Origin of the sequence: Ghiorsea bivora (genome assembly GCF_000744415.1) — a bacterium.
Taxonomy (GTDB): domain Bacteria; phylum Pseudomonadota; class Zetaproteobacteria; order Mariprofundales; family Mariprofundaceae; genus Ghiorsea; species Ghiorsea bivora.
Map to the genome: position 1 here is coordinate 45030 of NZ_JQLW01000011.1, position 26671 is coordinate 71700.

At 43.3% G+C, this 26671-nt stretch carries 25 protein-coding genes; 6 read left to right on the top strand and 19 right to left on the bottom strand.

Features of this window, described 5'->3' with window-relative positions:
* Window positions 1-48 precede the first annotated feature (48 nt).
* From ligA to serB, 7 genes are all read right to left on the bottom strand, one after another.
* Complete coding sequence (gene ligA / locus DM09_RS09480; protein ID WP_038250614.1) at window positions 49-2049, bottom strand: NAD-dependent DNA ligase LigA; 2001 nt, start codon at window positions 2047-2049, stop codon at window positions 49-51.
* A gap of 2 nt (window positions 2050-2051) precedes the next feature.
* Window positions 2052-2573: a peroxiredoxin family protein gene (locus tag DM09_RS09485; protein WP_038250422.1), complete on the bottom strand. Its 522-nt coding sequence runs from the start codon at window positions 2571-2573 to the stop codon at window positions 2052-2054.
* Window positions 2574-2815: 242 nt separating this feature from the next.
* Window positions 2816-4216: a DegQ family serine endoprotease gene (locus DM09_RS09490; protein WP_269764233.1), complete on the bottom strand. Its 1401-nt coding sequence runs from the start codon at window positions 4214-4216 to the stop codon at window positions 2816-2818.
* Window positions 4217-4296: 80 nt separating this feature from the next.
* A complete protein-coding gene (locus DM09_RS09495; RefSeq protein ID WP_051938368.1) occupies window positions 4297-4740 on the bottom strand; it encodes a SoxR reducing system RseC family protein in 444 nt (147 codons plus the stop codon).
* Window positions 4737-5672, bottom strand: a complete 936-nt coding sequence (gene fmt / locus DM09_RS09500) for a methionyl-tRNA formyltransferase (RefSeq protein ID WP_318024164.1) — start codon at window positions 5670-5672, stop codon at window positions 4737-4739. Before fmt ends, DM09_RS09495 begins: the two co-directional genes overlap by 4 nt.
* Window positions 5669-6190 (bottom strand): peptide deformylase, encoded by a 522-nt coding sequence (gene def, locus DM09_RS09505; RefSeq protein ID WP_038250424.1) that lies wholly within the window; start codon window positions 6188-6190, stop codon window positions 5669-5671. Before def ends, fmt begins: the two co-directional genes overlap by 4 nt.
* Window positions 6187-7119 carry a phosphoserine phosphatase SerB gene (gene serB, locus DM09_RS09510; protein WP_081881187.1) on the bottom strand — a complete coding sequence of 311 codons (933 nt, stop codon included), beginning with the start codon at window positions 7117-7119 and terminating at the stop codon, window positions 6187-6189. Before serB ends, def begins: the two co-directional genes overlap by 4 nt.
* 511 nt (window positions 7120-7630) lie before the next feature.
* On the opposite strand from serB, the gene DM09_RS09515 reads away from it, so the two are divergent.
* Genes DM09_RS09515 through DM09_RS09525 form a run of 3 tightly spaced genes read left to right on the top strand, consistent with a single transcriptional unit; the run spans window position 7631 to window position 10179 of the window.
* Entirely contained in the window at window positions 7631-8602 is a 972-nt protein-coding gene (locus tag DM09_RS09515; protein ID WP_038250426.1) for an ABC transporter permease, read from the top strand.
* 4 nt (window positions 8603-8606) lie between these two features.
* A complete protein-coding gene (locus DM09_RS09520; protein ID WP_038250428.1) occupies window positions 8607-9593 on the top strand; it encodes an HIT domain-containing protein in 987 nt (328 codons plus the stop codon).
* Window positions 9594-9606: 13 nt separating this feature from the next.
* Window positions 9607-10179 (top strand): YdeI/OmpD-associated family protein, encoded by a 573-nt coding sequence (locus DM09_RS09525; protein ID WP_038250627.1) that lies wholly within the window; start codon window positions 9607-9609, stop codon window positions 10177-10179.
* A gap of 28 nt (window positions 10180-10207) precedes the next feature.
* On the opposite strand, the gene DM09_RS09530 is transcribed toward DM09_RS09525, so the two are convergent.
* A complete protein-coding gene (locus DM09_RS09530) occupies window positions 10208-10798 on the bottom strand; it encodes a DUF2238 domain-containing protein (RefSeq protein ID WP_038250431.1) in 591 nt (196 codons plus the stop codon).
* Window positions 10799-11022: 224 nt separating this feature from the next.
* Here DM09_RS09530 and nadB point away from each other — a divergent pair, with 224 nt between their 5' ends.
* Together nadB and glnD are read left to right on the top strand one after the other, a co-directional pair.
* Window positions 11023-12639, top strand: a complete 1617-nt coding sequence (gene nadB, locus DM09_RS09535; protein ID WP_051938370.1) for an L-aspartate oxidase — start codon at window positions 11023-11025, stop codon at window positions 12637-12639.
* Window positions 12636-15254 carry a [protein-PII] uridylyltransferase gene (gene glnD / locus DM09_RS09540; protein WP_051938371.1) on the top strand — a complete coding sequence of 873 codons (2619 nt, stop codon included), beginning with the start codon at window positions 12636-12638 and terminating at the stop codon, window positions 15252-15254. The genes nadB and glnD overlap by 4 nt, the downstream gene beginning before the upstream one ends.
* On the opposite strand, the gene DM09_RS09545 is transcribed toward glnD, so the two are convergent.
* Both DM09_RS09545 and rsmI read right to left on the bottom strand, forming a co-directional pair.
* Complete coding sequence (locus DM09_RS09545; RefSeq protein WP_038250434.1) at window positions 15241-15600, bottom strand: YraN family protein; 360 nt, start codon at window positions 15598-15600, stop codon at window positions 15241-15243. The genes glnD and DM09_RS09545 overlap by 14 nt on opposite strands.
* Window positions 15597-16460 (bottom strand): 16S rRNA (cytidine(1402)-2'-O)-methyltransferase, encoded by an 864-nt coding sequence (rsmI, locus tag DM09_RS09550; RefSeq protein WP_038250437.1) that lies wholly within the window; start codon window positions 16458-16460, stop codon window positions 15597-15599. Before rsmI ends, DM09_RS09545 begins: the two co-directional genes overlap by 4 nt.
* On the opposite strand from rsmI, the gene DM09_RS09555 reads away from it, so the two are divergent.
* A complete protein-coding gene (locus tag DM09_RS09555; RefSeq protein ID WP_051938372.1) occupies window positions 16459-18426 on the top strand; it encodes a penicillin-binding protein activator in 1968 nt (655 codons plus the stop codon). The two genes, rsmI and DM09_RS09555, sit on opposite strands and share 2 nt — an antisense overlap.
* Before the next feature lie 155 nt (window positions 18427-18581).
* Here the strand turns inward: DM09_RS09555 and miaA are convergent, their stop codons facing one another.
* The 9 genes from miaA to DM09_RS09600 all read right to left on the bottom strand — a co-directional run bounded on the left by miaA (window position 18582) and on the right by DM09_RS09600 (window position 26479).
* The gene (gene miaA, locus DM09_RS09560; RefSeq protein WP_038250439.1) at window positions 18582-19520 is read right to left on the bottom strand and encodes a tRNA (adenosine(37)-N6)-dimethylallyltransferase MiaA; all 939 of its coding nucleotides are present in this window, start codon (window positions 19518-19520) and stop codon (window positions 18582-18584) included.
* A 4-nt stretch (window positions 19521-19524) separates the two neighbouring features.
* Window positions 19525-20010: a YajQ family cyclic di-GMP-binding protein gene (locus DM09_RS09565; protein ID WP_038250441.1), complete on the bottom strand. Its 486-nt coding sequence runs from the start codon at window positions 20008-20010 to the stop codon at window positions 19525-19527.
* Window positions 20011-20026: 16 nt separating this feature from the next.
* A complete protein-coding gene (locus DM09_RS09570) occupies window positions 20027-21124 on the bottom strand; it encodes a type IV pilus twitching motility protein PilT (protein ID WP_038250443.1) in 1098 nt (365 codons plus the stop codon).
* 24 nt (window positions 21125-21148) lie between these two features.
* The gene (locus DM09_RS09575; protein WP_038250445.1) at window positions 21149-22303 is read right to left on the bottom strand and encodes a PilT/PilU family type 4a pilus ATPase; all 1155 of its coding nucleotides are present in this window, start codon (window positions 22301-22303) and stop codon (window positions 21149-21151) included.
* Window positions 22304-22309: 6 nt separating this feature from the next.
* Window positions 22310-23353 (bottom strand): type IV pilus twitching motility protein PilT, encoded by a 1044-nt coding sequence (locus DM09_RS09580; RefSeq protein WP_038250446.1) that lies wholly within the window; start codon window positions 23351-23353, stop codon window positions 22310-22312.
* A gap of 89 nt (window positions 23354-23442) precedes the next feature.
* Window positions 23443-24144 (bottom strand): tRNA (guanosine(46)-N7)-methyltransferase TrmB, encoded by a 702-nt coding sequence (trmB, locus tag DM09_RS09585; RefSeq protein ID WP_038250447.1) that lies wholly within the window; start codon window positions 24142-24144, stop codon window positions 23443-23445.
* Window positions 24135-24968, bottom strand: a complete 834-nt coding sequence (gene hslO / locus DM09_RS09590; RefSeq protein ID WP_038250448.1) for an Hsp33 family molecular chaperone HslO — start codon at window positions 24966-24968, stop codon at window positions 24135-24137. Before hslO ends, trmB begins: the two co-directional genes overlap by 10 nt.
* Window positions 24965-25618, bottom strand: a complete 654-nt coding sequence (locus DM09_RS09595; RefSeq protein WP_232507808.1) for an HAD family hydrolase — start codon at window positions 25616-25618, stop codon at window positions 24965-24967. Before DM09_RS09595 ends, hslO begins: the two co-directional genes overlap by 4 nt.
* Window positions 25619-26479 (bottom strand): aminotransferase class IV, encoded by an 861-nt coding sequence (locus DM09_RS09600; protein ID WP_038250449.1) that lies wholly within the window; start codon window positions 26477-26479, stop codon window positions 25619-25621. It abuts the gene before it with no gap.
* Window positions 26480-26671 lie beyond the last annotated feature (192 nt).

The window sequence follows — 26671 nt, forward strand, 5'->3', positions numbered from 1 at the left end:
TATTAAAGGCTTCTTCGGAGGCCTTTTTTATTGCCTAACTTTTAGCTGTTAAGCCAACCACGCCAACAGTTGTGTTTCATCCACAACCCGCACGCCTAGCTCTTCAGCTTTTTTTAATTTTGACCCTGCTTTCTCACCTGCAATTAAAACATCGGTATTCTTAGACACTGCGCTTGCCACTTTCGCACCCAATTGCTGCAATAATATTTTGGCTTGATTGCGTTTAATATTTGAAAACGAACCTGTAATCACCACTGTTTTGCCAGCCAAGGGATGATTACTATCTATTTCAACAGCTTGCTCAGCCTGCACCTGAACACCATATTCAAACATTTTCTGTAATACTTGCTGATTGTGTTCTTCAGCAAAAAAGTGCATCAACGATGCTGCAACCTCTTTACCTACATCATTAATTTCTAACAACGCTTCTTCACTTGCAGTCTGCATTGCGTCTATTGTTCTAAAATGTTGCGCTAAAGACATTGCTGTAGCTTGTCCCACATGGCGAATACCCAAAGCATAGATAAAACGAGATAAAACAATATGTTTCCTGCTTTCTATACTTTGCTCAAGATTGGTTATTTTCTTCTCCCCCATACCTTCCCACGTAGATAACACTTCATAGTCAAGGTTGAATACATCAGCAATGGTTTTGATTAAACCTTTATCCACTAACGCTTCGGAGAGTTTGCTACCAAACCCCTCAATATCAAACCCGTCCCGCGAAACAAAGTGTTTAATACGCTCTTTAAGCTGAGCAGAACACGACAGACCGCCCATGCAACGAATAGCGGCTTCACCATCTTCTTGTTCTACTGCAGCATAACATACAGGGCATTGTTTTGGCACAAGCGTGGGTTGTGATCGACTAGGGTCACCTATAGATAAACTTTTCACCACTTCAGGTATCACATCACCAGCACGGCGAATCACCACCCTATCACCCACGCGCACATCTTTGCGCCCCAACTCTTGAATATTGTGCAATGTTGCCCGAGACACCATCACACCAGACACCAACACAGGTTTCATGTTTGCCACTGGGGTAATCACACCCGTCCGCCCAACCTGCCAAGTAATCGCTTCCACCACCGTTTCCACTTCCTCAGCAGGAAACTTATAAGCAATCGCCCAACGGGGTGAACGCGCTACCGAACCCAACAACTTCTGCTGTTTAAAGTCATTCACTTTAAACACCATACCATCAATTTCATAATCCAAACTAGGGCGTTTCTTCATCCACAATTGATAATGTTCAAACATCGCCTGCTCATCGGCAAGCAAGGCTGTTTCTTGGATTGCAAATCCTTGCGCTGACAACTTGGCTAACAGCTCACTTTGGCTGGAAGCAAATGCATCACCACCCAAACCTATAGCATAAGCAAAAAATGATAACTTACGCTCCGCTGTAATCGATGCATCCAGCTGTCGCAAAGAACCTGCAGCGGCATTGCGCGGGTTAGCAAACAGTTTCTCACCTGCTGCCTCCTGCTTTTGGTTCAACGCTAAAAATGAAGCCTTGGACATATACACTTCACCACGGACTTCAAGCTGTGCAGGAACTTGTCCTGTAAGCCTCCATGGAATACCTGAAACCGAACGTATGTTATCGGTTACGTCTTCACCTGAAATACCATCGCCACGGGTGGCTGCATAGACCATTTGTCCAAACTCATAATAGATATTAATCGCCAAACCATCCACTTTAGGTTCAGCAATATATGTTAAGTTGGTATTGTCACCTAAAAGTTCTTTATGTCTACGCACAAAGTCACTGATTTCAGTATCCGAAAAGGCATTGGCAAGTGATAACATGGGAACTGCATGTTTACGGCTACTAAACGCTGTATCAGGTTTATAACCTACTGTTTGAGTTGGCGAATCATCAGGTATGGGCTCGCCTAGCTTCTGTTCTAAATCGACCAGTTCCCTGAGTAATTGATCATATTCAGCATCAGATATTTGCGGGGCATCTAACACATAATATCTATAATTATGCCCTTTTAAAATACCCCTAAGCTCATGGATACGCTGTTGAATATCACCCACACTCACTTAGCAATAGGTTCCGCCAATAATTTTTCAATATAATCCATAAACTCTGGTTCCATCCATTCCACAGCACCATTCAAATGCTGTCTAACCTTACCATTGCGATCGATGATAAAAGTTTCTGGATAGCGAAACACGCCATAGCCTTGTGCTGTTGAAGAATTAACATCATGCAACACGGTAAAGTTCATATGTTGCTCTTTCACAAACCGCACCACATCATCCCGATTTCTATCCACAGATACCGCAACAATTTCAAAACCTTTATCTTTTAATTGGTTATATAACTTCACCATTGAAGGCACTTCTTTACGACAAGGTGGGCACCAAGTCGCCCAGAAATTCAATAATACAACCTTACCCTTTGGTAAACCTTGCAGCTTATCTTGCAAGTCTGGCAAACTGATTGGTTTGGCTAAGTCACCAGCCCGTACAGGTTTTACCGCTTCAGGCATCAATGCTGATATTGCAACGGCAACCACCACCATCAATGCCAATGCAGCTATAAGTCTTTTATTCATAATTTCCCTCTTTTACCTTTCTTCATGTTATAATCCACTGTGGGTACGCATACGCAATACCATCAATGAAAAGTACAGACACATCACGCCCGTACTTTCCTCGAAATGTTTCATATTAATCCATATCTATCGTTTCAAAACGACATAAACCTTTACCCTGTGCCATATCACCATCGATATACACATCATTACAAAGTGAACAACCTTTACGGGTCATTGTTTGTTAATAAAGGTAACATGAATTATTTCGACTTAGGTGACACAACAATCACAAACACTTGATCACCGCGTCTATCAAGAAGCACGCGCAAAGCATGTCCTTTGCTTAGATTTTTAGCATACTTCTCAAAAGTGCGAACACTATCAATGACATGCCCATCAATACGTAGAATCACATCGTTGCGTTGTATACCAGCTCGGGCTGCAGGCGAGCGTTGTAAAACTTGTTTTACAACTACCCCTTTGTCACTACGCGTGCGTAGTTGTTCAGCCAAAGTTTTGGTTAAGGGCTCCACCAACAAGCCATGTTTCGCAAGCGATGTTTTCTGATGTTCTTTTTGGGCTGTCATATCATCAGGCATTTCTTCCACAATCACAGGAATCACTTTACGTTTACCATTACGAATGACTTCAACCAAGACTTTATCACCTGGTTGATGACGCGCAATTTTAATCGGTAAATCATGTGCCTTATGAATAAGCTGACCGTCTACCGCCACAATCACATCTCCAGCTTGAATGCCTGCTTTATCAGCCGCAGAACCTGCTTCTACTTGAGGGACAAGCGCACCTTGACGGTTTTTCAAACCCAAAGCTTGCATGGTTGCTTTATCCACGTCTTGAATACGCACACCCAATCTTGCCCGCTGCACATGACCATTCTCACGCAAATCTTTAAAGACCGACTTGGCTAAATTAATTGGGATGGCAAAACCAATACCGTTATTCCCACCACTTTGTGAATATATAGCCGTATTAATGCCTACAAGTTCACCATCAACATTAAATAATGGACCACCTGAGTTGCCAGGGTTAATTGCAGCATCGGTTTGAATAAAGTCATCATAAGGCCCTGAGCCAATCACACGACCTTTTGCCGATACAATACCTGCTGTCACGGTTTGCTCTAAACCAAAAGGGTTACCAATCGCAACCACCCAGTCACCCACACGCAACTTATCAGAGTTACCAAGTGTAACGGCGCGCAAACCTTTGCTATCAATTTTTAATAAAGCTAAGTCTAATTTTGGGTCGGTGCCAATCAACTTGGCTTGTTGTTCTTGACCATCACTTAAAGTCACAACAATTTCATCCGCATCTTTAACCACATGGTTATTGGTAACAATATAACCCTTTTCAGAAAGGATAAAACCTGTACCTAAAGCATGACGCTCTTGTTTGGGCATTTGATCCAAGAAACCACGAAAAAAATCATCAAATGGAGAACCCGGCATATTACCAAATGGCATTTGCAACTGTGGTGCTTTAGCATATTGTGTGGTACTAATATTTACCACCGAGGGTTTTTGTTCTGCTGCCAAATCGGCGAAGCTGTCTGGCATTGCCCATGCCCATTGAATAGACAACTGAGGCAGTATCAGTAAAGTGGAAACAACACATACTTTTTTCAATATACTTTTCAAAGTTCTATCTCCTTGTTTTCATTCTTCGCCAAACATTGCGCATCAAACATGAACAATTTATGAATACTTATTTCAACTCTTTAAGCATCAAACCGGCCTATTTCAACCATCTTGGGCATTTGCAACATATTGGGGCGACGCATCAACCAAAACCATGTCAGTCCTGAGGCCGCCAAACCACCCACAGCAGAAAATAAATCTCCCGATAAACCCAAGCTTTGCGCCACTTGAAAAGCAATAGCGCCTACCACAAGGAATGCCAACACGGGGTAACCATAAAACATCATACTTGCAGTTAAAATCAACTGATCGGGTACTTCTATCGTAACAATATCCCCTTGTTTGGCATGCAAAGTATTGGGCAACCTAATTTCATAATCATTTTTATCTTTCTTTTTGATATCCCAAGAGCCAAGCGTACCACAAGCGGATTTTCCAGCACACGAACCACAAGATGATTCTCGCTGTGCACGCACCACGACTTCATCATGCTCAATAGCAACCACTATCCCTGTTTTTTTCAACCGAGTTTATCTCCTATATTGATTTGCGCACCACGCAGGTAATCTGCTGCAAGCATGGCTTTTTTACCCTCGGGTTGGATTTGTGTCACCCGATAAATACCATCACCACAAGCCACATCCAAACCATGTTTGGTCGCCACCACAACACCTGCATCTTGTTGGCTCGTTGTTGCCAATACTTCACCTGCAATCAACTTTAATGCCTTACCTTGATACATGGTTCGCACGCCTGGTTTTGGCGCAAAACACCGAACCAGTCTTCCAATATAACTCGCATCCAGAGTCCAATCAACAATACGTTCCTCATTGGTGATTTTTTTTGCATAGGTCACACCATTTTCATCTTGCGGCACGGGCTGAAGTTCGCCTGAAACAATTTTAGGTAAACTTTCTAGCAAGGCCTCTGCACCCAAAGCTTCCAACGCAGCCCATAATGCATATCCAGTGCTTTCAGCCGTGATGGGAATACGTTTCTCAAGGTATATTCCACCCGTATCCAAGCCTTCTTCCATCTGCATAATACAAACACCCGTCTCTTTATCACCGGACAATAAAGCTCTTTCGATAGGTGCAGCCCCACGCCAGCGGGGCAACAAAGAAGCATGCACATTAATTGGCGCAACTTTAGGTGTTTCAAGCCAAGACAAAGGTAAAATCATACCAAACGCAACCACCACCAACACATCACATTCTTTGGCTTTAAGCCACGCCAATGCCTCATCATTATCACGCAGTTTTTCAGGCGTAATCACATCAATGCCTGAGGCAAGGGCCGCTTTTTTAACAGGTGAAGGGGTAAGCTTCATGCCACGCCCTGATTTGCGGTCAGGTTGAGACACCACCCCCACCACGTCCACATCATCAGCTTGCAACAAGGCATGCAAACAACCCACAGAAAAAGCAGGTGTACCTGCAAATATGACTTTAATCATGACAGATACTTTTTCTTCAATTTCTTAATAATCATACGGCGCTTGAGCGGTGTGAAATAATCAATAAATACTTTGCCATCCAAGTGGTCAAACTCATGTTGCAGTGCCACAGCTTGAAAACCGGTAAAATCTCCTTCGTGTTTCTTACCGTACAAGTCATACCAACGCAGGCGCACAGCATTAGGCCGCTCCACATCACCGTAAATATCGGGTAAGGATAAACAGCCTTCTTCATTGATATCTGTTTCTTCACTTTTCCAAAGAAACTCAGGATTTATCCATACTTTATGCTGTCGCATACCTTCGGTTTCTTCACTGCGCCAGCCTACATCGGTAACAGCTACACGCAACGATACACCAACTTGTGGCGCAGCAAGACCCACACCCGGTGCATCATACATGGTATCCAACATATCCTGTACTAGCTGGTGCAAAGCAGGGTCATCAAAAACTTTCACAGGTTTTGCCACCTGTTTCAAACAATCTTCAGGATAAATCAGTATTCGCCTAATCGTCATATCTTTTCACTCTCTACAGGGGTAAGTAAATGTAAAGCTTGGTCTAAACCACCATCGCTTAAGGCATACGGCGCAAGTTCACGTACTTTGGGTTTGGCATGAAACGCAATACCTACACCTGCAGTCTCTAACATAGGTAAATCATTCGCCCCATCACCCAAAGCCACTGATGCTTGCAAATCAATATCCCAAACTTCACTTTGTTGCTTTAAAAGTTCTTTTTTCATTTGGGCATCCACAATAGAACCAAGCACACGCCCTGTAAGTTTACCATTCACAATTTCCAAAGTATTGGCTGCAACAAAATCCAAATTTAAACGCGCTTGCAATAAACCTGTGAAATATGTGAACCCACCCGATACCAAACCCACTTTCCAACCTGCTAGGTGTACGCTTTCAATCAAATTTTCAGCACCCTTGGTTAAACGAATACGCTCGTCATATACACGTTTCAACACCGATTCATCCAAACCTGCCAACAACTTAACCCGCGCAATCAATGATTCTGAAAAATCCAACTTGCCTTCCATGGCTTGTTGCGTAATTGCGGCAATATCTTTTTTAATACCCAAGAAATCTGCGATTTCATCAATACATTCGCACTGAATCAATGTGCTATCCATATCCATAAATAAAATACCAGGTGCTTCCAAGCTTGGTATGGGGTTAGCTTCTACAAAAGCAATATCAATACCAATCTCTTCAGATAATTGACGAAACTGTTTGCTTAAAAACTTACCACTTGAACCTTGACCATATATCGCAAGCTTCCAACCGCCCACCACTTCATCAGCAGCAATCACTTCAAGCCCAGCATCAGCCAATGCTGCTGCCACTTTGGCATAACTCTCATTATTTAATGTTTGTGAAAGATAAAGCTGCAAATTTGCAGCGTGTTCACAACATTCAGACACATAGGATTTCAACATAAGCCGTAGCTTATAAAAATTCACCAAGATTGCATCTTTTGCTTTTACCCCCAATCAACGCATGAACCATTGAAGCTATAGACCCAACAATACACAACAATAAAAGTTGTCCACGTATCCTGTGGATAACTTTGTGGATAACGCTGTGTGTAACTAGCATCCGCTTAAATATACAATGTACTTAGCCTTTTGCATATTTTTTAGGCATCCGAACTATTCCCTTATTTAACAATCCCTTACACGTTTACACCGCATCTTTAAAGCTAAAACCCAAGCCCATCATGACAAAACTGTGACACAGTCTAAAAAAGTGCATAAGTTTACTGTGTCAAGCATTATTTTCACTTCTTTCCCCTTATACTGTAAAGGTTTGGGTTGGTATTTTAAGCCCACTTTGATCAAATGTTCAACCCATCTCATTCACAGCAAAATACACCTAAACCCTGCCTATTTTAAACCAACTTAAATGCGTACATTGCATAAGCTGACATCGCCCCTTACGCTTGCAGCCATGAAAGCTTACGCACTCAAGCGCCTTATCGCCATGATTCCCCTACTCTTGGGGATTACCATCATATCCTTTGGCATGATGCACCTTGCCCCAGGTGAACCATCCGTGGTTGGTCAAGCTTTCGACCCTAAAGTGTCCGCCCAAGACATTGAGCGTCTTCGTTCATTCTATGGCTTGGATAAACCCTTGTATGTGCAATATTTTGATTGGTTAGGCAGGCTTGCCACCCTTGATTTTGGCAACTCATTTTCTGCCGATGGTCGCCCCGTATTGGATAAGATTGCCGAGCGCCTTCCTGTCACCCTTTGGATAAATATACTCGCCATGGCATTTATTCTCATCATTGCCATTCCTATAGGCGTGGTGTCTGCGGTGCGCAAAGATTCGTGGTTAGACCGCAGTTTAACCGTGTTTGTCTTCCTAGCCTTTGCCATCCCCTCCTTTTGGTTGGGTTTATTGCTGATGATGGCATTGGGTGTGAACATGCAGCTGCTACCCATCTCAGGTATCCATGACTACGACTGGCAACAAATGGGCTGGCTAGAGCAACAACTCGACCTACTCAAACATTTAATTCTTCCCGTGTTTGTCTCTGCCATTGGCGGGCTTGCGGGTATGTCTCGCTTTATGCGCACAGGCATGCTGGATGTAATTCGCAGCGAATACATTACCACCGCCCGTGCCATGGGTGTCTCCGAAACAGCCATTCACTACCGCTTAGCCCTAAAAAACGCACTACTTCCCATGATTACGCTTTTAGGTTTATCCATACCAGGTCTTATCGGCGGCTCAGTCATCGTAGAGCAACTATTCTCTATCCCCGGCATGGGTTTATTATTCTTTGAAGCCGTACTTTCAAGGGATTACCCCCTTGTTATGGGCATCACCGTCATCGGCGCAGTCCTAACCCTTGTCGGCAACCTTATCGCGGATTTAGCTTACGCTTGGGCTGACCCACGGATTAGGCAATAAAAAAATGAAACACGCAGAGTTAGCACTATTCATCGAAAAGAAGATGAGGATGTCGCATATTTATCAGCCTGTTCTATTAATGACGCTCCTAGAAAACAATGGAACATGTCACGAAAGCATAATTGCAAAAGAGCTGTTATCATACGATAAAAGCCAAGTTGAATATTACACAACCATTACAAACAGTATGGTTGGCAAGGTATTACGGAATCACAATATTGTAACGCGAGATAAGTCTACTAGAGAATACACATTATTGGACATAGATAGTTACTCTAATGATGAGCGCCAGCAACTAATTAAATTATGTAAAGATCGCCTGCAAGAGTTTATCGAAAAACGTGGTGAATCAATATATAAACACCGTCGTAAATCTCTTGGCTATATTAGTGGTACAATTAGATATGAAGTTTTAAAAAGAGCCAAGTTTCGCTGTGAACTTTGTGGCATCTCTGCTGATAAAAAAGCATTAGAGGTTGACCATATACTCCCAAGGAATCACGGTGGTTCTGACGATATAAGTAACTTTCAATCATTATGCTATAGCTGCAACGCTATGAAGCGTGACAGAGATGATACAGATTTTAGAGGACTAAAGGAATCATATAACCACAGAGATAAAAGCTGCCTCTTTTGTAACATTGAGCCAAGTAGGGTTATCTCAAGCAATGAATTAGCGTATTCAATACGTGATGGTTTCCCTGTTACAAAACACCACACTTTAATTATACCTAAACGGCATGTCGCTTCATACTTTGAGCTAGGGCAAGCAGAAATCAATGCTATTAACCAATTACTATTCGCTGAAAAAGAATCTATAGAAAAGCAAGATACATCTGTTACAGGATTTAACATTGGTATAAATTCAGGTGAAAGTGCAGGGCAAACAGTGTTTCACTGTCATGTTCACTTAATCCCAAGAAGGAATGGTGATGTAAAAGAACCAAGAGGTGGAGTTAGACATGTTATTCTTGGTAAAGGTTCATACTAGGAAACCTAATTTTATGCCCAAACCTGATACAACTAAAACAAGAACCTTTAAGTCAGTAAATGAGCTAAGCAAATGGCTAGAAAGCAACCACGATACTGAAAACGAACTTTGGATTAAAATATTCAAAAAAGGCTCTGGTATTGTTAGCGTAAACTGGAATGAAGTCGTGGTTGAGTGTCTATGCTGGGGTTGGATTGACGGTATTAAGAAGTCACTCGACGACCAAGCCTATCTTCAACGGATTACGCCGCGAAAAGCACGAAGCAATTGGTCAAAACGAAATACAAAACATGTTGAACGCCTGATTATTGAAGGGCGAATGAAAGAGCAAGGGCTTGTGCATGTGCGTACCGCAAAAGAAGATGGGCGTTGGGAGAGCGCCTATGATGTCAGTGCGATGAAAGTACCCGCAGACTTCCTTGCAGCACTAGAGAACGAGCCTAGTGCAAAACAGTTCTATGAAACACTCACCAAGTCCAACCGTTATACCATTGCTTACGGCTTAGAATCGGCAAAGAAACCAGAAACCAGACAGCGTAGGTTTAACAATTTCATGGATAAGTTAAGCTGCAACGAGAAGCCTTAGCCGCAACCAAATGCGTACAGGTAAAAAGCTAGATTTCTTTCAATTGCTTATCATGCCAGCGGCTTAATAGTATCAAACCCATGATTGCGCCAAGCAATGCAAAAGCCATATCTGATTGGGTGTCCCAGATGTAACCTTGGGTGCCTAAAAAGGCTTCTGCGCCTTCACCTGATACCAACGCGACCCACCACTCAATCAACTCATAAAATGCACTGAATGCCAGACAAAAACAAACAATAAAAAAGTTTCGCCATGCAGGACGTGGGATAATATTTTTACGAATCACAATCTCTCTTGCCACCATCACAGGCACAAAACCTTGAGCGAAGTGCCCTACTTTATCGTAGTTATTGCGCTGCCAGTCCATCATCTCGGCAAGCCAATCAAACAATGGCACTTCGGCATAAGTGTAGTGCCCACCCACCATGAGAATGATGCTGTGGGTAAGGATTAAAATATAAAGCATGGGTGTAAGCGGGAATGATTTATAGGTAAACATCATCACTACAAAAGCAATCAATGCAGGTATTACTTCCAATACCCATGTGAAATAGTCTTTAGGATTGATAACCGACCAAATCAGCACGGCAAAAAATATAAATAACCACAAGTTTCTCATTATATCTCCCCTATCGTCATTCCCACGTAGGTGGGAATCCATACTTCAATTTAGGTTACCAGTGAATGTAAACATACACTAACCATATCACAATAAAAACATGGTGGATTCCCGTCTGAAGGTAAATATATACCATAGGTATAAGAGAGACCACCCTGGAGTGACGCGGGAATAACAAATAAAGAACAGGTGAAATCACAGTCTTCTACGTTTATGCTCTGCCCATGCCTTCGGATTCTAACACACCAACAAACTCAGCCCAACATTGCGACTACCTAATTATCGGCAGCGGTGCTGCAGGGTTGATGGCAGCGCACCGCTTAGCGAACCATGGCAAAGTCATCCTAGTAAACAAATCAGACTTCCCTGATTCCAATACCTTCCAAGCCCAAGGTGGCATTGCGGGTTTTATCACCAAAGACGACAGCATTGAAAGCCATATTGAAGATACCATCAAGGCAGGTGCAGGGCTTTGTCATGCTGACGTGGTTAGTGAAGTGGTAAACCATGGGCATGATATGGTGGAAGAACTCTTACAATTGGGCACACCTTTTGACACTGAAAATGGTGAGCTTCATCTCACCCGCGAAGGTGGGCATTCCCACCGCCGCATTGCCCATGTGCAAGACTCCACAGGCAAAGCCATTGGTGAAACCTTACTATCGTATGTACAGAAAAACCCTAACATTACCTGCCTTCAGCGGCATATGGTCGTTGATTTGATTACCACCTATAAACTGGGTATTTTTAATCAGAAAAACCAGTGTTTGGGTGCATATATTCTGCCTGAGCTGGGCGAAGTGTTTAGCATTGCAGCCAAACATGTGGTTTTGGCAACGGGCGGTGCAGGCAAAGTGTATATGTACACCTCCAACCCCCATGCTGCAACGGGCGATGGCATTGCGATGGCATGGCGCGCAGGTTGCCCTGTGATGAACTTGGAATTTATGCAATTTCATCCAACTTGCCTCTATAATCCCAGCGGCTCGACCATGCTGCTCACTGAAGCATTACGCGGTGAAGGCGCACATTTGATTGATAAAAATGGGCGCAGATTTGCTTTCGATGATGATGAACGCGGTGAACTTGCCCCGCGCGATATTGTGGCACGCGCCATTGACCGCGAAATCAAGAAAACAGGTGAAGACTGCATGTATTTGGATGTCACCCACTTGGGCGCAGACAAAATCAACAGCCAATTCCCCAATATCCAACGTCGGTTGTTAGCCATGGGGTTAGATATGAGCAAACAGCCTATTCCTATTGTTCCCGCGGCACATTATATGTGTGGCGGCGTGCAAACCGATGTCAGCGGTGCTACCGCAGTTACTGGTCTATCTGTGATTGGGGAAGCTGCATGTACGGGGTTACATGGGGCAAATCGCCTTGCCAGCAACTCATTGTTGGAATGTTTGGTGATGGCTGACCAATGCGCAGCCCGTATTGTGCAAGAACCCAGTACACACAAATCCGTGGTAATTCCAGCTTGGGACAGCAGCGGCGTTGTACCCGAGCAAGAACGCGTGCAAATCAAACAAAACTGGGATGAAATTCGTGCTATTATGTCCAATTATGTTGGCATCGTGCGCACATCAGAACGTTTGCGTCGCGCAAGAAGACGTTTATTCCTCATCCATGAAGAAATTGCAGAATATTACTGGCAACATCCATTAAGTCGCAGCCTGCTTGAGTTAAGAAACCTTGCTTTGCTTGCCGATTTAATGATTCGCAGCGCCCAACAACGGCATGAATCGCGCGGTCTGCACTACACAACCGACTACCCCAACCAAGCCAAAGAGGCCAAAGATACAATTTTGCTTCCGCAAGGTGACAATATATGAGTTCAAATCAGCAAACCCAAAACAATCAGGCACTTATCGACTACGGAAAAACACATTTAAAACAACTATACCAAGATGTTGAAGCTGCATTTAAGGCTAAGGCAAGTGGTGTGGATTTGATGCATTTGATGTGTGATGGTGTGGATGAAATACTTGTACATATCTGGCAAGAAATTGCGCCAGAAACTAGCCAACACATTGCCTTTGTTGCTGTTGGTGGTTATGGGCGCGGTGAACTTGCACCACAATCGGATTGGGACTTTTGGTTTATTATGCCTGAAGAAAGAAACCAACAAATGAATGATGATATTCAAGATTTTTTGTATGTGATGTGGGATATGAGCGCCAAAATTGGTCATGCTGTGCGCTCCGTTAAAGAAACCATCAGCCACATCAAAGAAGACTGGAACTCTGCAACCACAGCCCAAGAAATTCGCCTTTTATGCGGAAAACTATCACTTTTTGATGAATTATCAGACCAAACAGCACTTTTCTTTAAAAAACAACGCAAAAAGTTTGTGGAAGCCAAACTTCAAGAACACCGATTAAGGCATAACCGCACCGGTGATTCCGCATTTTTAATGGAGCCTGATATCAAGGAATGCAAAGGTGGCTTGCGCGATGTGCAGTCGGTGTTTTGGATTGCCAAAGCTTGGTTTGAAAAGAACAGTCTTGATGCACTGGTCGCTGATGGTCATATCTCACAACGTGAAATGCATGATTTATTGATGGCGCAAGACTTCCTATGGCGTTGCCGCGTTGGTTTACACTTACAAACCAAACGTCCTAACGACAGATTATCTTTTGAGCAACAAGCTGTGCTTGCTGAAAGCATGGGTTATCAGCCCATAGAACATCTGCCCGCAGTGGATGGTTTAATGAAAGACTACTTCAGCCAAGCGGGCAGAATTGCGCGGGTTTCCACACTTATACTACAAGATATTGACGAACATATACATGAGTCCTTCTTTGCTTTCACCCGCAATATTGATGACGATTTCACGCTTACAGGTAATAAAGTTGGCATTCGTCACGAGCGAGTATTTAAAGATAACCCTCTTAATCTCTTACGCATTTTTAATGTTGGTCAAGAAGACCATCGCCACCTTAGCAATGCTGCATTACGTCAAATCCGTGAAGATGAACGGCATTTGATGAATGATGATTTTCGTGCCAACCCCGAAGCACATCGTTTATTTATGCGTATTTTAAAACATCCACGTAATGTGGCTTGGGCGCTTAAAGAAATGAAAGATACAGGTGTTTTGGGTGGTTTTGTGCCTGCTTTTTATAAAGTGGTCGGCTTAGGGCAATTCAACCAATACCACGCCTATACTGTGGATGAGCATACCCTGCATGCCATTGGTGAAGCCCGAAATATGATACATGGCGACCGTGAACTTCGCCTTCCGCTTGCCCAAGAGGTGTTTCACCGCTTAAAGCGCCCTGAATTGCTCTATCTTGCCCTGCTTTTCCATGATATTGCCAAGGGTATGGCTGGTGACCACTCAGAAAACGGTGAAATATTAGCCCGCGAGTTCTGTTCATCCATTGGTTTAACAGAAGATGCAACCAATCTTGTTGCATGGTTGGTAAGCAAACATTTAACCATGGCCGTCACCTCACAACGCTTTGATTTATCTGACCCTGAAGTGATTCAAACCTTTGCCGATAAAGTGGGCAATATGGAGCGTTTAAATTGCCTGCTCTGCTTAACCGTTGCTGATATTGCAGCTGTAGGTCCTAATGTGTGGAATGATTGGAAAGGTTCATTGTTGAGCCAACTATATCACGCCACTCGCCATGCCTTGATGGGCGAAATGATTAACCCAGAAGTATTAGAAGAACAACAACAAGCACGCATCCGCAGCACCCTTCAAATATCCAAACAACCCAATTTGATTGAATCCGTGCTCAAACAATTACCCAACCGCTTTATTGCCCACTTTCCGCCTTATCAACTGGTACCGATTTCAGAATTATTAGCCGACTCAGGTTTTATGGACAACAGCGTAGATTTTGCAGTTGGTCACTTTATTGACCACGACCGCTGCGACACCATGGTGATGATTGCAGCCAATGAACGTCCTGCTTTGTTTGTCAAATTAGCCTCTGTGATTGCAGCTGGTCAAATTAATGTGGTTGCCGCCCATGCATTTGCATTGGGCAACCATAAAATCTTGGATGTTTTTCATATTCAAAACAAAGACAAGCAACCTCTGGTTGAACCCCAAGACTTAGAACGTTTACAATCACGTATTACTGCCATGTTACAAAATGATGCGCCGCTTGAAGCACCCAAACAAACCAATATTCGCAGCAATGTATTGATGGAACGTGTACCTGTGCGAGTGCGTACCCTACCCCTTGCTTCTTTTAGTCAAACAGCCATTGAAGTGACCGCTGCGGATAGAGCAGGGTTGCTCGCTGCACTGAGCTATGAAATTACCCGTGCGGGTTTCATCATTAATGGTGCATCTATTTCAAGTTTTGGTGAGCGTATTGTGGATGTGTTTTTCATCCAAGATCATGGTAAGCAATTATCTGCTGAACAAATAACAAGTTTAAGCAAAACACTCAAAGAAGTCGCAAGTTTAGAAGCTAAAGACGAATAATATCTTTAATATGCTCAATCTTGGGTGGTAAAAGTTTGATATTTGAAGGTAGAACAACAATCAAATCAAAGCGACACTGATAATTGCCAAATTTAGGATGTTGCCCCAACCATGTTTGTGCAGCAGACACCATACGCTGCTGTTTATCCTGATGCATAGCTTCAATACTTGATGTGCGTTGTTGATGCCCTTTAACCTCAACAAAAGCCAGTATATCCGCCGATGAAGCCACAATATCCAATTCACCACGCCCCAGCCTGCGGTTTCTATCCAAAATCACATAACCTTTCTTGATTAAAAACTTGGCTGCCGCATCTTCAGCAACTTTTCCTTTAACCGTGCTCACTTTTCTTCAGCTTTGGGGTGAATCAAAGCATAAACTCGCGAGCGTGATATATGCAAATCTTTGGCAACTTGTTTGGCTGATGCCGATGCCGATAAACCACGCGCCAAAACAACATCCAAAGCTTGCTGAATCATGGCATCATCAGCTTCGACCTGTGCTCCCGCGCCAATCATCACCACCATTTCACCACGCCCATCATGTGCTTCAAAATGCGTTACCACTTCTTGCAAAGTGCCATGAATAAATTCTTCATACATTTTGGTGAGTTCACGCCCAACCACGCATGGTCTATCATCCATACCCGCCAAGCACTGTAAGGCTTGCAATGTTTTAAGGATACGCTTGGGCGACTCTAAAAAGACTTGTGTATCCTTGGCTTGTTGTATGCGTTCTAATAAAACAGACCTTGCCTTGCCTTTGCGAGGCAAAAAACCCAAATAGGTAAAAATATCAGTCGGCAACCCCGAAGCTGCCAGTGCCGCAATCGGACTGGATGCACCTGGAATCGTTACCACATCAAAAGCATGCTTACGCAACAAGTGCACCACATGGTAACCAGGGTCATTAATCAACGGTGTGCCTGCATCGGAAATAAGTGCCACATCTTTTCCTTCAAGCAACAACCCCATAATCTGTCGGGAAGCTTTATTTTCATTGTGGTCATGGCAGGGTATCAATTGGGTGCCAATACCATAAAAATCCAACAGTTTACGGCTGGTTCGTGTATCTTCACAAGCAATAACATCCACATGCTTCAACGTATCTACAGCGCGAAAAGTCATGTCTTGCAAATTGCCGATGGGCGTAGCAACAATGAAAAGTTTACCACGCTGCTCTTTATGTTTAGTTTGCGTATCCATGTTGAAATTAACTTACCCGTTTACCTTAATGACAGCAATCTTAATAAGCGCAACCATGCTGACAAGCTGTGGTGGTGGCAAGAGAGCAACATTGCACCTTGACCAACAAGCCACCCAAACACAAGCTGAAAAACAAGATATACAAGATGCACAGCAAGCAAAAATTGAGGAAATGCAAACGATTATTGAACAATTGGTCGAACAAGCACGCCTAGAAAACCCTGAAACCACTTCTTTGGATGCCTTGTATTTACTTAGCCAAGACCCAAATATACCCAAATTTAGTCAAGGGCAAGCTGCCATAGCCTATGCAACACTGTTATTTGAATTTGAACAACCCGACGCATTTGCCATCAGTGAGTCTATCCTACAACAATGGGCTCACCATCCCGACGCAGTAAAACTTCACCTATTACTGGCACAACATTGGGATATATTGGATAACCATGAAGCCACTATGGATGAGCTCACTGCAGCTTTAAGACAAAGCAATATCGACCCTGATACCTTAAATGATATCATTGAACTTGGGCAACCCCTATTAAGCAGCGTATCCGAAGAATCCAGTATTCAATGGTTGCTTGCGCTATCCCTACATGACACTGAACACAAGGAACTTTGGCTGCAACAGGCTGCAAAATACGCATCATTATCACGCGTCTTACAAATTCGCCGCTCAGATAACCCCATTCAAGCAGAACAAGCTGATTTTTATCGTTATGTTGCCCGTGAACGATTAATGGTTGGTGATTATCATGCCGTACGCGTGATTGCTAAAATTCTTGAAGTAGACCTGCCTGACAGTGAGGCTGCTTCTATTGTTAAACATTGGGCTGAAAGTGAAGGTGAAGTGAGTGTTGTGGGTGTGATGCTGCCATTAACTGGCAAGTATGCGGTATATGGGCAACAAGCACTGCAGGGTATTCGCCTTGCCATGAGTAAACCTGAATTTGAAAACAATATTATTTTACGCATCCAAGATACAGCAGGTGAATCCGATAAAGTGATTAGTGCATACTACCACCTCTTAGCCCAAGGTGCGCAATGGATTATAGGCCCACTACTCAGCCAAAATACCAGCACCATCGCCCCCTACTTGGTCAACAATATTCCCGTAATTTCTTTATCTAACCAAGTTGAATTGGCCAGTGAATCTGGTGCACTGTTTATACATAGCTTGGCAAAAACAGTACAAGCTGACTTTATGGCGCATTATGCATTGCAACAAGGCAAGCAGCGTATGGTCGTGATTTATGATGATAACAACAGTAGCACGGAAGAAGCCGCAGCATTTGCACAAACATTCATGGATCATGGTGGTGAAGTCATCGACATGTTTGCCTTAAAAGAAGGTGTGCGTGATTACAGACCTGCTTTTGTTGCTATGCGTGAACGCACTGATGATGAAGAACTCTTAGCAAGTTTAGAAGAAGACCTTTATTTATTTAGCCCAACCCTTGAAGTCGATATCAAAATGCCGCTGAATATGGATGCTATTTATATCGCTGCTTCAGGCAAAAAAATAGCCGTGCTTGCAGGACAAATGGCATACTCTGATATTACGCGTATTCAACTCTATGGTAGCCACCGTTGGGATGATGGGCATTTATTGGATGACAAAGGTCGTTATTTGAGTGGTGCGGAATTTTCAACACCGTTTATCAGCTTACCACAACCCAACCAAGCTATCCTAGATGTACAAAACCAATACCGAAGCATTTGGGCAGATAACCAACACATCTCACCCCTTTTTGCTTTGGCTTATGACACTGCGATGAGCATTGCTGTTTTGGGTACGCGTTTGGGTGTTAAAGGTGAAGCAGCTATTCATGAATTAAACAACACCAACGAATTCCCTGCAATCAGTGGTAACTACCATTATGATGCCAGTGGGGTAAGCCAAAAATCATTTGCGATTCAGCGAGTATACAAAGGAAAACTGAAAACCATTCAAATCACAAAGTAGACAAATGTTCCTCTAAGGAAGCGCTGATTTATTCAGTGCTTCCGTGCAGCCCATGGACGGGCTGGCAAATCAATAGTGTAAGCGTTTGATTTGTAAGAGAAAGGAAAACCTCGCTTTTCCTTTCTTGCCCAAATTTTTGGCAGGATGCCAATAAATCAGTATCTCCCTAAAGCACTCTTCATTGCCTGCTCAACTTCGCTTGTTTGCCCTCTAAATGCAGTTTTGGTTTGGTTCCGAAACCAAGTACCTTGCCGCTTTGCATAACGCCTTGTGGCTGTAATACCCTTTTCAATCGCCGCATCTAAACTATCGTCACCTTGCAAGTGATCCAACAGCTGCCGATAACCCACAGCACGCATCACAGGGTGTGTATCAGGCAAACCAAGAGACTGTAACCACTTGGTTTCTTCCAACCAACCCACATCCATCATTTGCATAAACCGCTTGGCAATACGCGCCCTTAATTCCTCGCGTGGACGCTCCAGAACAAACACAGGGCAATGTATATTATCCTTCGCCTGCTGTTCTGATTTGGCTTGTTTGTCATGCCACACCGACAAAGGTATGCCTGTGCTTTCAAATACTGATAAACCACGAATAATACGCTGGCTATCTTGCGGTTCTAAACGCGAAGCCAGTGCCGCATCCACAACTTGAAGTTGCTGATATAAATAAGCTGTGCCCTGCTCTTGCTGTATTTGCTCAAAATGCGCGCGCACCCCTTCTTTCTCCGCCGGCACTTCAGCAAAACCTTGCAATAAAGCTTTGAGATACATACCTGTACCACCCACTATAATGGGCACCTTTCCATTGAGGTTTTCTTGAGCAATAATTTTCAATGCTGCATCTGCCCAAATTTGCGCATTCCAAATAGCCGATACATCGGTACAATCAATCAGCGCATGCCGAACTTTGGCTTGCTCACTTGGCAATGGTTTGGATGTGCCAATATCTAAACCTTGATAAACTTGCATGGAGTCACACGAAATCAGGCATATATCCCTTGGCTCTGCCAAGGCTAGCGCCAATGCAGATTTACCTGTTCCTGTGGCTCCCATCAGTGCAACAGCCCTGAGAGGTGCTTGTTTGGACATAGAATTAATCTCTAAAGTTGGTGAAATGTAATGGGCGGTCTACTTCCATTTGCCGAACCAATGCCATGGCAGCTTGCAAATCATCCCGCTTTTTGCCCGTCACACGCACATGTTCACCTTGGATTGCAGCTTGTACTTTCATTTTTTCTTGTTTAATCAGTTTAACAATTTTTTTAGCAAGCTCTTTATCGATACCTTGTTTAATGGTTAGGGTTTGGCGCTTGGTATCACCTGATGCATTCTCAGGCTCACCATATTCCAATGACTTGGCATCCAGCTTTCGCCTAACCATTTTTGCCCGCAGTATTTCACATACTGTATTCAAGTTGTTCACATCATCACCAGTGAGTTTAATAACACCATCAGCCAGCTCTATGCTCGCTTTACTATGCTTAAAGTCATAACGCGTGGTAATTTCTTTTTTCACTTGGTTTACAGCATTATCCATTTCCTGCATATCACAGTCACATACAATATCAAAACTTGGCATTCAATCTATAACCTCTCTAAAATTGGGAATCTCGCCCCATACGCATTACAAAATCTTCTTGTTTGACAGCATTGGCAAGCGCCTCTTCATAATCCACCAAATTTTTATGCACCAGTTGTTCCAAATGCTGATCAAAAGACTGGCTGCCATAAATCGTTGTACCTTCTTCCATCGCTTTGGGTATATCAGAAAAACGATTTTCTAAAATAAAGTGACGAACGACCGAATTACAAATCAGTATTTCTAATGCTGCCATACGGCTTTTACCATCCGCAGTTGGTAATAATTTTTGTACAATAATGGCTTTTAAGTTGTGCCCTATACGCTCACGAATCGCATCCTGTTCATCCAAACCAAAAGCGGACATCAAGCGTTGAATTGTACCGACTGCCGTGGTTGCATGTACAGTTGCCATCACCAAATGGCCCGTTTCTGAAGCTTGTAATGCCAACTGAATCACTTCTCTATCCCTTGCCTCACCTGCAACAATAACATCTGGTGCTTCACGTAACGCATCGGACAAACCTTCAGCATAGGTTGAAACATCTTCACCCAACTGGCGTTGACAAACCGTACCCTTTTGCGCTGTGCTATAACGAAATTCCATCGGATCTTCGATGGTAATCACATGAACGGGTCTATGCGTAATAATATGCTGCAACATGGTTGCCATGGTTGTACTTTTACCCGAGCCTGTTGCTCCAGCAATAATGACCAAACCATTGCGATTATCTGATATTTCGCGAATCACAGGTGGTAGGTGTAACTGATCAAATGTTGGGATTTTAGTTGGAATAATACGCGCAACCAAACCGAAGTTACCATTGGTTTTCATCATGTGTACACGAAAGTGCGCTACATTTTCCAATGAATAATGGAAATCTAAACTTTTATGCTCTTCAACATCAATGGGAATATGATGATCCCGCAACATATGTAATACCATAGATTTCACTTGATCACGGTTTTGCACAGGCACTTGGTCAGGTGAAATCGTCACCACCGCTCCATTGATACGCATGCGCACTCTATCGTTTGTACGAATAATTAAATCGGATGCACCATGTTTATTGGATGCCAAGAGTAAATCATCAATCACATGCCAATCACTCATACTTATTTCTAGCCCTCAGCAACATTAAATCGACAGTCCACTATCACTACCTGTAAGCTGATCAATAGGGCTAGCTTCATCATCCGAAGCCTCTAGTCGATTCATTTTCATTTTCAAGCGTAAATCATTGGCAGCATCAGCATTTCTTAATGCTTCATCTTCAGTGATTCGTCCATCTTTCCACAACTTAAGCAGTGCTTGGTCAAAGGTGTTCATGCCATAGTTTGCACCCGCTTCCATGGTATCTTTAATGCCTATAATATCCCAGTTACCAATTTGATCTGCAACACGTGCTGTATTGATTAACGTTTCAATAGCAACCGTTCTCCCACCATCTACTGTACGCACCAAACGCTGTGATAAAATCGCTTTCATATTCATCGCAAGGTTTAATTGTACTTGGGTATGCATTTCTTCAGGGAAAAAATTGCGAATACGCTCCAATGCTTGGTTGGAATTGTTCGCATGCAAGGTTGCCACGCACACATGCCCCGTTTCAGCAAACGTTAACGCATGTTCCATGGTATCCCTATCCCGAATTTCACCCACCAAAATAAGGTCTGGTGCTTGGCGCAATGTGTTTTTTAAAGCATATTTAAAATCTAAAGTATCGGTACCTACTTCGCGCTGTGTCACCACTGATTTACGGTGCTGATGTACAAATTCAATCGGGTCTTCAATCGTAATAATATGCCCTGCGGCATTACGGTTCCTATGGTCAATCATGGCTGCAAGCGAAGTTGATTTACCAGAGCTGGTGGCACCCACCATCAACACGAGACCACGTTTGCTCATAATAATGTCTTTGAATATATCGGGTAAACCCAGTTGTTCAATGGTTGGCACATCTGTTGTAATTTTACGAATCACCATACCCACATCGCCACGCTGCCGGAAGATATTCACCCGAAACCTTCCCATACCTTCATAAGCTATCGCCAAGTTCATTTCCATGGTCTCAGAAAATTCAGCCCGTTGTTTCTCGGACATCACCGAATTGGCAAGCTGTTCTGTCTGCACTGCACTTAATGGTGTTTGTTTTAAAGGAACAACCTTGGAATTAATGCGGTATGAAGGCGGCATACCAGATGTAATATACACATCTGAGGCATCTTGTTTAACCATGATGCTTAATAGCTGTTTAATTGAGGTTTTTTGATCTGGGATTCGTGCGCTCATGTATAATTACCCACCAAATAGTTTTTTGTTTTGTGCTTTTTCCATGGCTGTATCTTGTGTAATTTTGCGTTGTTTCACCAAGTTTTGCAGGCACATATCTAAAGTTTGCATGCCTTCACGTTGCCCTGTTTGCATCACCGACACAATTTGTGCCAATTTATTTTCACGAATCAAGTTTCGCACAGCAGGCGTGCCTAGCATAATTTCATGAGCGGCTACGCGTCCTTTACCATCGGATGTTTTCATCAGTGTTTGTGAAATCACAGCTTTAAGTGACTCTGAAAGCATGGAACGTACCATATCTTTTTCTGCAGCTGGGAACACATCAATAATACGGTCTATGGTTTTAGGTGCTGATGAGGTATGCAATGTACCAAACACCATATGCCCTGTTTCAGCCGCAGATAGTGCAAGACTAATGGTTTCCAAATCCCGCATTTCACCTACAAGAATCACGTCAGGGTCTTCACGTAGCGCACCTTTCAATGCTGATGCAAATGATTTGGTGTGCGCACCCACTTCACGCTGAGAAATGAGACTGTTCTTTGTTTGATGCACAAATTCAATTGGATCTTCTACTGTTAAAATATGCCCTTTTTCCATTTGATTGCGATAATCCAACATAGCAGCAAGTGTGGTTGATTTACCCGAACCTGTAGGCCCCGTCACCAAACAAATACCACGTGGTGCCATGGCTAACTCTTTAAAAAGTTCAGGAGCATTGAGTTGCTCTAAGGTAAGAACTTCTGTAGGAATGGTACGAAAAACAGCAGACATGCCTCGGTTTTGCCAAAAGCAGTTCACACGAAAACGAGCAATATCACCAAGGGCAAATGAAAAATCCAAATCCAAGTGTTCTTCAAAGTTTTTTCTTTGCTCATCGTTCATAATATCATAAACCATGGCTTGCACTTGCCTATCTTCTAGAGCTGGCATCTTAATTTTAGTCATATCACCATTGATACGAATCATCGGCGCTTCACCTGCGGAGATATGCAAATCTGAAGCTCCATTTTTTACCGAAAACGCCAACAGTTCAGAAATATCCATCTACCATCTCCCTACTTCCATTTAAAGTATAACTAGCACTAGCATAGAAAGATATTTACTTTCTCGCAAGCAAGCATCCGTGACCAGCATTACTTCTTCACATAATGTAAAAACTGGCTGATACGCCCTTCTTTGAGACCACGCTGCTCAAATTTGGTGTGGGGTCTATCCTCATCACGTTCAATAAAACCACCTTTGCCCGCCACATTGGTCAAACCTTCGGTATGATCCAAAACATCTTGCATCCACTCTGCCAAATCGGGTTTATCGGTTGCTAATTTGATGAAACCACCACTTTTCACACGTGTTACCAACAGATTAGCAAAGTCTTTTTGAATAATCCTTCGTTTATGATGACGTGGTTTAGGCCATGGGTCTGGATGGTTGATAAACACACCATGCAGTTGGTTTTCATCCACTTGGTTTTCCAATACAAATTGCGCAGGCAACTGTGTGATGCGTGTGCGTTCAATAAAACCCGCGTCTTCCAAACGTCCCACAGCTTTTGCCACACCGGGTAAATAAATTTCCACACCAAGCAATGCCCAATCAGGATGTTTGGATGCCAAATGGACAAGAAAGTCACCATTACCAAAACCAATTTCCATCACAATGGGAGACTCTGGAGGAATGCCTGCCATAGCCAATGTTTTACCCTTGGGCAAACCAATCACGGGCAACCATTTGAGCAATCGTGCCTCTTGCCCCGTGGTCACAAAGCCATTTTTTCGCCCATGGGTTCGCATTTCATGTTGAATATATTGGTCTCTAAATTCTTGGCTCAATCGCATGTGTCTTCATCCGTTCCTATGTTTACTTTAACATGATTATTACAATATTGGCACGACAGTGTTACATCACCCGCCTCATCTGCAAGTTCATGAAGGTCTTCTTCTGCAATGCCTGCCAATGCTTGTTTCATGCTCTCTTTGGAACATGAACATGCATAATGATAAACATCTTGCCCAACGATTTGACAGCCTAAATCAGCAAATACCTTCAAAATATCCTCTGGTTCGCCATGTTCCAAAGCTTGATTGCTTACTTTCGCCATGGCTTCCACAGCTTTAAACCAATGCGTATCATCACAACCGGGCATGGCTTCAACCATCATCGCTAAATCACCAACCAACAGCATATCTGCCTGCACTTGCACAGACTGCCGCAAATATTCCAACATATGATCGGCAAGCCAAGCAGAATCATGCTGCACTGTGGAAACATACGGTTGCCCCACACCCAAATCACGCACCGTAGAAAGCAAAATATTTTCACCCATCAACGCCGTAATACCTTCGCCTTCTACTGTTGGATGCGCCCCATCACGCCATTGCACATAACCACGCACGGCACCACTCTTGGACTCAGCTTGCATACGTTTAATAGGCGTATTCTCATCGCTTGCATCCAACTGCAATACCTGCCGTACCCCACCCTTACTGATGCTTAACAACATGATAGAAGCCAATAATGTTTGTCCAAACAATAAGGCAGGTTCGCCTTGCAAGCCGTGAATAGCATTTGCCTCAGCAATGATATGTTTACCGCGAATAATCGCACCCCTAGCTCGTGCTTCAGGCAATAAAAAACGAATCAGTGTATCTTTCTGTGTCATGTTACCTCACCTTTCATCCAGCGCAGAACATCGTCCAATGAAGCAAAGCAATGATTAGCACCAGCTTGCACCAGTTCATCTTCTGAAAAAGAATGTGTTAAACCTATTGCCAAACACCCTGCACGACATGCTGCTTTCATATCTGCTTCACCATCACCAACCATGATAATATCTTGAATATCTAAGCTCATTTGCTCACAAGCCAACAGCAATGGTTCTGGATCTGGTTTGGATGCCCTACCTTCTAACTTACCAATAATACAAGAAAAGTAAGACAGCCATCCCAACTTCTCCAACTGCGCTTCTGCACGATATTGACCTTTGCTGGTTACCACGGCCATAGGAATGTTTTTATCTTGTAACCACTGCATCAAAACTTCGGCGCCTTGCATCATTTGAATATCATTCAAATAAGTTTGGTCATGTACTTGGATAAAATGCTGCGCTGCTTGCTCTTTTTTATCACCAAACAATGCCGTCATACTACAATCACCACGCCCTGTATGCCTGCGAATGGCAGCATCACTCATCGCAGGAAGCGAGAAATGTTGCAGTGTTTCACGCATCGCACGAATAATGGGTGTAAAAGCATCAATAAGCGTACCATCCAAATCCAACAGCACACCTTTAAACATTAGTTTTTCCATCATCTAAGCAGCACGCAAAGCATCAATTTTTGCCAACATCAACTGCCTGATTTTAAGCCCGATCTCACCAGGTTTGCCATCACCAATGACTTGTTGATTCATACGACACACAGGCAAAACTGCATTGGTTGTGCTACTCATTAAACATTCACTTAAACCCGTTTCATCCAGCTTCCATGCCCGCTCTTGCACTACAATACCTGCATCTTTTGCCACTTCAATTGCCATGTTTCGTGTAATGCCTCCCAACACTTGGTTATCCAAGGGATGCGTCACCAGCACACCATCAATCACGGCAAAAATATTGGTAGCACAGCCTTCTAAAACATGCCCTTGCGCATCCAACCAAAAGGCTTCATCCACACCAGCTCGCACTGCTTCTTGTTTACCCATCACGCTGGCAAGTAATGCAATCGACTTAATTTCACAATGTTTCCAACGAATATCTTGTAATGTAATGCCTTGCACACCCGTCTTCACTTTGGCATCGCTGGGTTTAGGCAGTTCACGAACGGTAATGACCAAGGTAGGTGTGATGGGTTGATTCACCACATGATTGCGTGGTGCGACACCGCGTGTTACTTGAATATACACCATGGCATCATCAAAGGGATTTTTTTCATAAGCTTGCTGCACCAAAACTTCCAATTCAGCCATGGATTTGGGAAAATCAATTGCAATTGCCGCACATGAGCGCTGCAAACGCGCCAAATGTGGTTTTAAATCAAGGTAAGTGCCAGCATAACATGCCACCACTTCATACACACCATCAGCAAACTGAAACCCACGGTCTTCAACATGTATCATCGCTTTTTCCAGCGGCACAAAACTATTGTTCACATAGGCAACCAGTGGTTTGCTCATATTATTTTCACCTCAAACTTAAAGATATGCAAAAGCATAGAAAGAAAGCTGTAGTTTTGCGAGAGTAAACTCACCAACCATTCGTGCGACGAATCACATGCAAGCAATCTAAGCTAGACCAACCTGTACCTGTAGTTAAAGCATACGATGTCACTTGCGATAGATAAAACAAGTGACAACAGGAGGCTACAC

What these genes read in the sequence shown, in the direction of transcription:
- DM09_RS09485 (WP_038250422.1), bottom strand. Translation starts at nt 2,573, where the DNA reads ATGAATAAAAGACTTATAGCTGCATTGGCATTGATGGTGGTGGTTGCC.
- fmt (WP_318024164.1), bottom strand. Translation starts at nt 5,672, where the DNA reads ATGATTAAAGTCATATTTGCAGGTACACCTGCTTTTTCTGTGGGTTGT.
- def (WP_038250424.1), bottom strand. Translation starts at nt 6,190, where the DNA reads ATGACGATTAGGCGAATACTGATTTATCCTGAAGATTGTTTGAAACAG.
- serB (WP_081881187.1), bottom strand. Translation starts at nt 7,119, where the DNA reads ATGTTGAAATCCTATGTGTCTGAATGTTGTGAACACGCTGCAAATTTG.
- DM09_RS09515 (WP_038250426.1), top strand. Translation starts at nt 7,631, where the DNA reads ATGAAAGCTTACGCACTCAAGCGCCTTATCGCCATGATTCCCCTACTC.
- DM09_RS09520 (WP_038250428.1), top strand. Translation starts at nt 8,607, where the DNA reads ATGAAACACGCAGAGTTAGCACTATTCATCGAAAAGAAGATGAGGATG.
- DM09_RS09525 (WP_038250627.1), top strand. Translation starts at nt 9,607, where the DNA reads ATGCCCAAACCTGATACAACTAAAACAAGAACCTTTAAGTCAGTAAAT.
- DM09_RS09530 (WP_038250431.1), bottom strand. Translation starts at nt 10,798, where the DNA reads ATGAGAAACTTGTGGTTATTTATATTTTTTGCCGTGCTGATTTGGTCG.
- nadB (WP_051938370.1), top strand. Translation starts at nt 11,023, where the DNA reads ATGCCTTCGGATTCTAACACACCAACAAACTCAGCCCAACATTGCGAC.
- glnD (WP_051938371.1), top strand. Translation starts at nt 12,636, where the DNA reads ATGAGTTCAAATCAGCAAACCCAAAACAATCAGGCACTTATCGACTAC.
- DM09_RS09555 (WP_051938372.1), top strand. Translation starts at nt 16,459, where the DNA reads ATGTTGAAATTAACTTACCCGTTTACCTTAATGACAGCAATCTTAATA.
- rsmI (WP_038250437.1), bottom strand. Translation starts at nt 16,460, where the DNA reads ATGGATACGCAAACTAAACATAAAGAGCAGCGTGGTAAACTTTTCATT.
- miaA (WP_038250439.1), bottom strand. Translation starts at nt 19,520, where the DNA reads ATGTCCAAACAAGCACCTCTCAGGGCTGTTGCACTGATGGGAGCCACA.
- DM09_RS09565 (WP_038250441.1), bottom strand. Translation starts at nt 20,010, where the DNA reads ATGCCAAGTTTTGATATTGTATGTGACTGTGATATGCAGGAAATGGAT.
- DM09_RS09570 (WP_038250443.1), bottom strand. Translation starts at nt 21,124, where the DNA reads ATGAGTGATTGGCATGTGATTGATGATTTACTCTTGGCATCCAATAAA.
- DM09_RS09575 (WP_038250445.1), bottom strand. Translation starts at nt 22,303, where the DNA reads ATGAGCGCACGAATCCCAGATCAAAAAACCTCAATTAAACAGCTATTA.
- DM09_RS09580 (WP_038250446.1), bottom strand. Translation starts at nt 23,353, where the DNA reads ATGGATATTTCTGAACTGTTGGCGTTTTCGGTAAAAAATGGAGCTTCA.
- trmB (WP_038250447.1), bottom strand. Translation starts at nt 24,144, where the DNA reads ATGCGATTGAGCCAAGAATTTAGAGACCAATATATTCAACATGAAATG.
- hslO (WP_038250448.1), bottom strand. Translation starts at nt 24,968, where the DNA reads ATGACACAGAAAGATACACTGATTCGTTTTTTATTGCCTGAAGCACGA.
- DM09_RS09595 (WP_232507808.1), bottom strand. Translation starts at nt 25,618, where the DNA reads ATGATGGAAAAACTAATGTTTAAAGGTGTGCTGTTGGATTTGGATGGT.
- DM09_RS09600 (WP_038250449.1), bottom strand. Translation starts at nt 26,479, where the DNA reads ATGAGCAAACCACTGGTTGCCTATGTGAACAATAGTTTTGTGCCGCTG.